Annotated in this window: 7 protein-coding genes and 1 pseudogene; 4 read left to right on the top strand and 4 right to left on the bottom strand. The window is 71.5% G+C overall.

Annotated features, from left to right (window positions below):
* A pseudogene (locus ACWF94_RS27295) lies at positions 1–349 on the top strand (hypothetical protein); the annotation flags it as partial.
* Positions 350–781: 432 nt separating this feature from the next.
* Here the strand turns inward: ACWF94_RS27295 and ACWF94_RS27290 are convergent.
* Positions 782–1645 carry a polysaccharide deacetylase family protein gene (locus tag ACWF94_RS27290; RefSeq protein ID WP_453493868.1) on the bottom strand — a complete coding sequence of 288 codons (864 nt, stop codon included), beginning with the start codon at positions 1643–1645 and terminating at the stop codon, positions 782–784.
* A gap of 214 nt (positions 1646–1859) precedes the next feature.
* Here ACWF94_RS27290 and ACWF94_RS27285 point away from each other — a divergent pair, with 214 nt between their 5' ends.
* Positions 1860–2369, top strand: a complete 510-nt coding sequence (locus ACWF94_RS27285) for a cupin domain-containing protein (protein WP_453493865.1) — start codon at positions 1860–1862, stop codon at positions 2367–2369.
* A 163-nt stretch (positions 2370–2532) separates the two neighbouring features.
* Positions 2533–3843, top strand: coding sequence for a S1 family peptidase (locus ACWF94_RS27280; RefSeq protein ID WP_453493861.1), 1311 nt, complete (start codon positions 2533–2535; stop codon positions 3841–3843).
* A 211-nt stretch (positions 3844–4054) separates the two neighbouring features.
* Here ACWF94_RS27280 and ACWF94_RS27275 read toward each other — a convergent pair whose 3' ends face one another.
* The 3 genes from ACWF94_RS27275 to zapE all read right to left on the bottom strand — a co-directional run bounded on the left by ACWF94_RS27275 (position 4055) and on the right by zapE (position 7234).
* A complete protein-coding gene (locus ACWF94_RS27275; protein ID WP_453493871.1) occupies positions 4055–5431 on the bottom strand; it encodes an alkaline phosphatase PhoX in 1377 nt (458 codons plus the stop codon).
* Between the two features lie 198 nt (positions 5432–5629).
* The gene (locus ACWF94_RS27270) at positions 5630–6055 is read right to left on the bottom strand and encodes an OsmC family protein (protein ID WP_453493858.1); all 426 of its coding nucleotides are present in this window, start codon (positions 6053–6055) and stop codon (positions 5630–5632) included.
* A gap of 102 nt (positions 6056–6157) precedes the next feature.
* Positions 6158–7234 carry a cell division protein ZapE gene (gene zapE, locus ACWF94_RS27265; RefSeq protein WP_453493855.1) on the bottom strand — a complete coding sequence of 359 codons (1077 nt, stop codon included), beginning with the start codon at positions 7232–7234 and terminating at the stop codon, positions 6158–6160.
* A 37-nt stretch (positions 7235–7271) separates the two neighbouring features.
* Here zapE and ACWF94_RS27260 point away from each other — a divergent pair.
* Positions 7272–7591, top strand: a 320-nt coding sequence (locus ACWF94_RS27260) for a dihydrofolate reductase family protein (RefSeq protein ID WP_453493852.1), incomplete at its 3' end; no start/stop codon positions are given.

Raw genomic sequence — 7591 nt, 5'->3', positions numbered from 1 at the left:
GACGGACCGGGGCCCTTCCACCTTTGCCAGCACCATTGGGAGAGCACCCATGTACTGCCCTGTCCTCGCCGCCCTGCGCCGATTGTTCAACCGCCATCGCACCCCCGCCCCCGCCCCCGAGCCAGTCGCCGCCGACCTGGCTACGGCGTCGGCCCCCGACCCGCAGTCACCGTTCTGGCTTACCCCGACCCCGCGCCATGTCCTCGAACGCCAAGCACCGCTGCGGGGCGAGGACACCGCGCTCGTACGCCCGTACGCGCTGAACGAGACCACGCTCGTACTGCCCATCGCTGTCTACCGGCGGCAGCGCGCCGCCGCTCTGGCGGTTGGCCGTGACCCGTCAGGGTGATCGCGTCCGAGACGAAGGGCCACACGCCGAGCGCCCTCCCGCCGCTCTTCGCGGAAGCTCTGCCCAGGGGCGGCCAGGCCGCGCCGCTGAAGACGTTTCAGCGGCGGGGCCGTTGCATGGATCGGTCCCCTGGGGACCACGACGCACCCGGCCCCCGCCTCCCTCTCCTCACCGGCACCACCCCCGCTCGCGCGGGGACCACATACGTGGAGCTGAGATCGTGCGCATCGAGCACGGACCACCCCCGCTCGCGCGGGGACCACCCTTCCTGACCTGCGGTGTCAGATGGGCTTTGCCACTACTTGACCGGAAGGAGATCTCATCGCCCCATCCTGTCAGAGGCAGGGGCCGAGGTACTCAAGACAGACGAAATCGGGCTGGGCGGGCCCAGCGGACCGGCGGGAGGAGATATCAGGCACCCCGGACGGGCCACTACCGCGACGCGCGCATCAGCTCGGAGACCTTGACCATGCGGTAGCCGCGTTCGCGGAGGGTGGGCACGATGCGGCGGATCGCGGCCTCGGTGACGGGGGCGGCGCTGCGGGTGCAGTGGAGGACCACGACGGAGCCGGGTTTGACTCCGGCGAGGACCTGGTCGGCGACCGCGGCGGCGTCCGTGGCGAAGGCGTCGCCGCTGACGACGTCCCACTGCACGGCGGTCACTTTCGCGGGGGCGATGGCGCGGAGGGCGGCCTCGTTGTAGCAGCCGCCCGGGAAGCGGAAGTACGGGACGACGTGGCGTGCGCCGGTCTTGCGGAAGGCGGTGAAGGCGTGTGAGACGTCGGACAGCATGCCGGGGCCGGGGATCTCCGGGAGGCCGTAGCAGGAGGGGGTGAAGGCGTAGTGGCTGTAGGAGTGGTTGGCGATCTCGAAGAGGGAGTCGTTGCCGATGGCCTTCGCCTGGGCCGGGTACTCCTCGGCCCAGCGGCCGGTCATGAAGATGGTGGCGGGGACCTTCAGGTGCCGTAGGGCGTCGATGAGGCCGGGGTTGTCGAAGTGTTCGCCACGGGCTGCCCGGGGGCCCTGATCGGCGGTCATGTCCGCGTCGAAGGTGAGCGCCACGGTCTTGTCCGCCGTACGCGGGGCGGGGGCGGCGCGCTGGAAGACGGGGGTCAGCGGCGGGGGAGGGCCGGGCTTGCCGGGCAGGGGGGCGGCGGTGGCCGGTGTGGTCCGGGCGGGGGCGGGCGTGCGGGCGTGGTCGGTGTCGTCGCCGCAGCCGGCGAGGACGGCGCAGAGGACGGCCAGGGCCGCGATTCTTCGTACGGGAATGATCACTGGCGGAAAATATCCGACCATTCCATCAATATGAGGATATGACTTGTCGTGTCGGGGGTGGCTCGGGGGGAGGTCCATCCCAACGGGTGCGTGTGTCCTGGACGAGCCGCGGCCGATGGGATGATGGCGCCCGTTCGGAACCGGTCACCGGTCACCGGCTACGGCGGGCACCGGCGTACAGCGGTCGTCGGCGTACAGCGGTCATCGGTCCACGGTCGATGACAGGAGGAGTGACATGGAGGTGCCCCCCACGATGCCCCCCACACCGCCCCCCACGGCCGGAGTGCTCGCCGGTATGGCGGATGTACGGGCCGCCCCCGCCGACCGGGGCGGAGCCCTGTGGCGGCTGACGGCGGCCGGGCGCCAACTGGACGCGAACATCGTCCGCGTACCGCCCGGCGGACAGGTGGACGCCCATGTCGAACCGGACCTCGACGTCCTGCTGTGCGTACTGACCGGCAGTGGCGAACTGGCCACCGGCGACACCGTCCGCCAGCCACTGGAGCCGGGCGGTGTGGCGTGGCTCCCGCACGGCACCCGACGGGCCGTCTCCGCCGGGCCCGGCGGACTCGTGTACGTCACCGCGCACCAGCGTCGGCCGGGGCTCTTCGTCCGCAGTGGGCCCGCCGCCGAGGGGGGCGAGCCGGCCTGTCTGCTCAGCCGGATCTGCCCGGCGTGCGACCGTCCGTCGGAGGACATCGGCGCACGTTACTGCGCCCGCTGCGGCACCGAACTGCCCTCCTGAGACGCTTCTGAACCGCCCCCTGAGGGACCGTCGCCAAAACTTTTCTGCCTCCTCGGTGAGTGGAACCGCGCACTCCGTGCGTATCAAGGGTCGGACGCGTCCCCCGGGTGCCCATCGGCACCGGAGACGCCGGAGTCCTTGACCCCCCACAGGAGGCGGCGAGTTGAGTCACAGGCGAATACCCAAGCGGAAGGCCGCTCTGGCGGGAGCGAGTGCCATCGCCATCGCGGCGGCGGCCGTGCTGCTGCCCCAGGCGTACGCCGGGCAGGACGGCTCCGGGTCCCAACCCGAGGTCAGAAAGCTGAGCGCGGCGTCGGCCGTGGATCTCGTCCGGCAGCTCGGACCGCAGCTCGGCGAGGCGTACGGCGGCGGCTACTACGATGCCCGCAAGCGGCAGCTCGTCGTCAATGTCGCCTCCGACGACGACAAGCTCGCCCGCCGGGTCGCCGAGGCCGGAGCGGTGGCCCGCACGGTCCGCAACAACGCCACCACCCTCCTCGCGGCCAAGTCCACTCTGAGCCGGAAGGCGACGATTCCGGGCACATCCTGGGCCGTCGACCCCAGAAACAACCAGGTCCTCGTCACCGCCGACCGTACGGTCTCCGGTCAGCGGTGGGACAGGCTCGAATCGGCGGTACGGGACCTCGGCCCCGGCGTCGCCCGTATCCGCAAGTCGGCCGGGACGTTCAAGACCTTCCTCGAAGGCGGCGACGCCATCTTCGGCGGCGGCGCCCGCTGCTCGCTCGGCTTCAATGTCACCACCCAGGACGGCACACCCGGCTTCCTCACCGCGGGGCACTGCGCTGTCACCGCCCAGCAGTGGTCCGAGGACCCCAACGGCGCACCCGTGGGTACGGTCCAGGAAGCGGTGTTCCCCGGCGTCGGCGACTTCGCCCTCGTCAAGTACGACGACCCGGCCTTCAACGCCCCCAGCGCGGTCGACGCCGGCAACGGCCAGACCGTCGCCATCAACCGCGCGGCCGACGCCGCCGTGGGCCAGGAGGTTTTCCGTATGGGAAGCACCACCGGGCTCAGAGACGGCCAGGTCACCGGCCTCGATGCCACGGTGAACTACGCCGAGGGAACCGTCACCGGCCTCATCCAGACGAACGTCTGCGCCGAGCCGGGCGACAGCGGTGGTGCGCTCTTCACCCAGGACGGCAGCGCCGTCGGCCTCACCTCGGGCGGCAGCGGCAACTGCACCACGGGCGGCGAGACCTTCTTCCAGCCGGTGAGCACCGCGCTGGAGGCGGTGGGTGCCCGGATCGGCGACGGCGGCGGGGGCGGAGGTGCCGGGGGCGCTGACGGCGGCGCGGACCAGGGTGCCGACGGTGGCGCGGATCAAGGCGCGGATGGTGGCGCTGACGGCGGTGCCGACCAAGGCGCCGACGGCGGTGGCGCAAACCAGGGGCAGGGGCAGGGACCGGGGCAGGACGGCGACGAGGAAGACGAGACCCAGCAGAACCACTACTGACGGATGAACGGATAACGGATGACAGACGACGGATGACGGACCGGGCCCGCCCACCCTTCGAGGCACGGGGGTGCGCGCGACAGTCACCCGGAGGGTGTCCGCCCCCGGGACTGCGCCCGCGCCCCCGCACCTGATCCCACCCGCCGTACGGGCCCGGCCGCGCCCCCTCACCCCAGGGCGCGGCCACCGTCACCGGAAGGCCCGGCCACCGTCACCCCGCCCGGCCGCCCTCACCCCAGGGGCCCGTCACCGCGAACGTCGTCCCCGGGCGGTAGCAGTTGACGTACATCGTCTCCTCGTCCGGCGAGAAGGTGACCCCCGCGAACTCACCCCACTCCGGTGCCTCGGGGGTGCCGATCGTCTGCCGGTTGCGGGCCACCTCGTACACCTCTCCGCGCTTCGTCAGCCCGTAGACGTGCTGGGCGCCGTCCCCGTCCTCGCACACCATCAGCCCGCCGCTGGGTGCCAGACAGATGTTGTCGGGGGACTCGCCGGGGAGCTGGATGTCCGTACGCGGGCCGAAGACGACGACCAGCGTGAGGCGCCGGCGGTACGGCTCGTACTTCCAGACCTGGCCGAAGTGGTCACCCGCCGAACCCTCCCTGCTGCGCGCGTAGCTGGAGACGAAGTAGACCGAGCGCCCGCCCCAGTAGCAGCCCTCCAGCTTCTGGGCGTGGGTGATGCCCCGGGGGCCGAAGTCCTGGAGCCGGATGGGGGTCTGCCGGGCCTGGCTGTCGGGTACGGGCACCCATTCGATCCGGTCGAAACGGGCGCCGGGCTCGTCGATCGCTGACAGATCGGGCACCCCGGGGACCCGCATCGCCTCCAGTTCGCCCCCCGCGCGCAGTGAGCCGGGCCCGGCCAGCGGCAGTTCGGGCAGAAAGCGGTAGAAGAGGCCGAAGGGGCGGTCGAAGGCGTCCTCGGTCTCGTAGACGATACCGCTCCGGGGATCGAGCGCGATGGCCTCGTGCTGGAAGCGGCCCATCGCGGTGAGCGGCACCGCTCCGGTGCGGTGCGGATCGGCGCCGTCGACCTCGAAGATGAAGCCGTGGTCCTTGGTGTAGCCGTTGGTGCCGGCCTTGTCCTCGTTCTCCTCGCAGGTCAGCCAGGTGTCCCACGGGGTCGGCCCGCCCGCGCAGTTGACGGCGGTCCCGGCGATCGCGACCCGTTCGGAGCGGACTTCGCCGCGCCCGTCCAGTTCCAGGACGGTACAGCCGCCCTTGGCCGCCGGGTCGTAGGTGAGCCCTTCGACGGTCGGGACGCCGAGCCGGGCGGAGTGGCGGTTCTCGTGGTTGCGTACGAGGTGCACCCGGCCGCGCCGCCCGGGGAGGGCGGTCATGCCGTCGGGGTTGGAGGGGACGGGGCCCTCGCCGGAGAGCAGGGGTGCGCCCTCGCGGGAGAGGACCCGGTAACGGAACCCCTCCGGCAGGTCGAGCAGTTGGGCGGGGTCGGGGACGAGCGGGCCGTAGCCGTGGTGGCCTCGGGCGGCGGCCGTGCCCGCGAAGAGTTCACTCAGCGCGCCGGTGAACGCGATGCCCGCGCTCACCGCGCCCGTACGGGCCAGGACCTGACGCCGCGTCGTTTCCATGGGGTCCATGAGGCAACTCCCTGCTGGGGGACAGAGATGTGACCCGCACGTGTGTATCACGCAACCTCAGCCGCGTGAACCGTGCGGGCCACCGTGCCTCATGTGTCGTGGCGCGACACCGCGGTCACGGAGGTCGCGACACCACAGTCACCGTGGTGGCGCGACACCTCCGTCACAGGAGCGCAGGAGCGCAGGGGCTCAGACCAGCTCGGCCGTGAGCGTGATCGTCGTGCCGGTGAGCGCCTGGCTGACCGGGCAGTTCTTCTTGGCGTCCTCGGCGGCCGATGCGAAGCCGGCCGCGTCCAGACCGGGCACCTCGCCGCGCACGGTCAGATGGATACCGGTGATGCCCTCTCCGGGCTGGAAGGTGACATCGGCCTTGGTCTCCAGCCGGGTCGGCGGGTTGCCGGCGCCGGTCAGACCGTGCGAGAGCGCCATCGAGAAGCAGCTGGAGTGAGCCGCCGCGATCAGCTCCTCGGGGCTGGTCTTGCCATTGGCCTGCTCGGCGCGGGAGGGCCAGGAGACCGGCTGGGAACCGATGCCGGAGGAGTCGAAGGTGACGATGCCCGATCCCTTGAGCAGTTCGCCTTCCCAGACCGTGTGCGCCGTGCGTGTGGTGGCCATGGTGTGAATCCCTTCTGATGGAAAGCTGGGTAGTGTTCCGAGCCGGGTTGGGCCCCGAGCTGCGTTACGCCCCCGAACCTACGCTGCGTTACGTCTCCGAACCTACTGCTCCGGGAGCCGCTTCGCGTCACGGGCCAGTGCGGTGAGACGGGAGATGGCCCGGAAGTACTTCTTCCGGTACCCGCCGTTCAGCATCTCGTCACTGAACAGCCGGTCGAAGGGGACCCCGGAGGCGAGCACCGGCACCTCACCGTCGTACAGCCGGTCGGCGAGGACGACCAGCCGCAGCGCCGTCGACTGGTCGGGCACCGGCCGCACATCGGTGAGACAGACCGTGGTGATGCCCTCGACCAGCGCCCCGTACCGGCTCGGATGCACCCGGGCCAGATGCTCCAGCAGCGCGGGGAAGTCGTCCAGGGACGCGCCGTCGGTGGCGTACGCGGTCTTCGCGACGACCTCGTCGGAGTACGGGAGCGGTGCCTCGGGCAGCCCCCGGTGGCGGTAGTCGTCGCCGTCGATGCGCAGCGGGCGGAAGTGCGCGGCGAGCCCCTGGATCTCCCGCAGGAAATCGGCGGCGGCGAACCGGCCGTCGCCGAGCTTCCCTGGCAGGGTGTTGGAGGTGGCGGCCAGCGCCACCCCCGCCTCGACCAGCTTGCCGAGGAGCGAGGAGACCAGCACGGTGTCGCCCGGGTCGTCCAGCTCGAATTCGTCGATGCACAGCAGCCGGTGCCCGCTGAGGGTGCGTACGGTCTCCTGGAAGCCGAGCGCGCCGACCAGATTGGTCAGCTCGACGAAGGTCCCGAACGCCTTGAGCGAGGAGTGGGCCGGGGTGGCGTGCCAGAGCGAGGCGAGCAGATGGGTCTTGCCGACGCCGTAGCCGCCGTCGAGATAGACACCGCGCGGGCCTGCGGGGGCGGCGGGCTTCCGTGCGAACCAGCGGCGTCGGCCCGAGCCGCTCGCCCGGGCGCCGCCGAGGCCCGCCGCGAACGCGTCGAGGACGGTGACCGCCTCGCGCTGGCTGGGCCGGGCGGGGTCGGGGATATAGGTGTCGAACCGTACGGAGTCGAAGCGCGGTGGCGGCTCCAGCTCGGCGACCAGCCGGTCGGCGGGGACATACGGCTCGCGGGCACAGAGCGACTGCGGGGTCGCTTCGGGTATGGAACGGGCACGGGTCGACACAATTCCCCACTGTAAGCCGCGTGCCACACTGCCTCATATGCGACGCCTGTTCCCTGTGACCGATCAGACACCCGAGGTGACCGGCCGGACATCCGAGGACCGTGAGTGGTCCCTGGACGAGCTGGCCGACGCCTACGCCTATCCCGGGGGCGGTCCCGAAGGGGCCGACAGGCCCTGGCTGCGGGCGAACATGGTCTCCTCGCTGGACGGTGCCGCCCAGCACGACGGCCGCTCGGAGCAGCTGTCATCGGACCTGGACATGCGGATCTTCGGCACCCTGAGGGCGCTGGCGGACGTGGTGGTCGTGGGTGCCGAAACGGTACGGCTTGAGGGGTACCGGCCCGCCCGCGCCCGGAA

The organism is Streptomyces sp. NPDC055078 (genome assembly GCF_053607985.1).
This window is presented reverse-complemented; position numbering and strand designations above follow the sequence as displayed.

What these genes read in the sequence shown, in the direction of transcription:
- ACWF94_RS27290 (WP_453493868.1), bottom strand. Translation starts at nt 1,645, where the DNA reads ATGGTCGGATATTTTCCGCCAGTGATCATTCCCGTACGAAGAATCGCG.
- ACWF94_RS27285 (WP_453493865.1), top strand. Translation starts at nt 1,860, where the DNA reads ATGGAGGTGCCCCCCACGATGCCCCCCACACCGCCCCCCACGGCCGGA.
- ACWF94_RS27275 (WP_453493871.1), bottom strand. Translation starts at nt 5,431, where the DNA reads ATGGAAACGACGCGGCGTCAGGTCCTGGCCCGTACGGGCGCGGTGAGC.
- ACWF94_RS27270 (WP_453493858.1), bottom strand. Translation starts at nt 6,055, where the DNA reads ATGGCCACCACACGCACGGCGCACACGGTCTGGGAAGGCGAACTGCTC.